Source organism: Paraburkholderia sp. JHI2823, assembly GCF_038900695.1.
GTDB lineage: Bacteria > Pseudomonadota > Gammaproteobacteria > Burkholderiales > Burkholderiaceae > Paraburkholderia > Paraburkholderia mimosarum.
The window spans coordinates 1-255 of record NZ_JAYMRY010000413.1; the positions used below are offsets into that span (position 1 = coordinate 1).

Annotated in this window: 1 pseudogene; it reads left to right on the plus strand. The window is 60.4% G+C overall.

The features are described from left to right. Positions 1-255 (plus strand): annotated as a pseudogene (locus tag VSR34_RS39210) (type III glutamate--ammonia ligase); the annotation flags it as partial.

Below are 255 nucleotides of genomic sequence, written 5' to 3' on the forward strand. Positions count from 1 at the left end.
ACGTCTACCAGATCGACCACGAGGACGCCAACGGCCAGTTCGAGATCAACTACACGTACACCGACTGCCTGACGTCGTGCGATCACTACGTGTTCTTCAAGATGGCCGCGTCGGAGATCGCCAACGAACTGGGCATGATCTGCTCGTTCATGGCGAAGCCGTTCGCGAACCGGCCCGGCAATGGCATGCACATGCACGTTTCGATTGGCGACGGCAAGCGCAACCTGTTCGCCGACGCCACCGATCCGCTCGGCA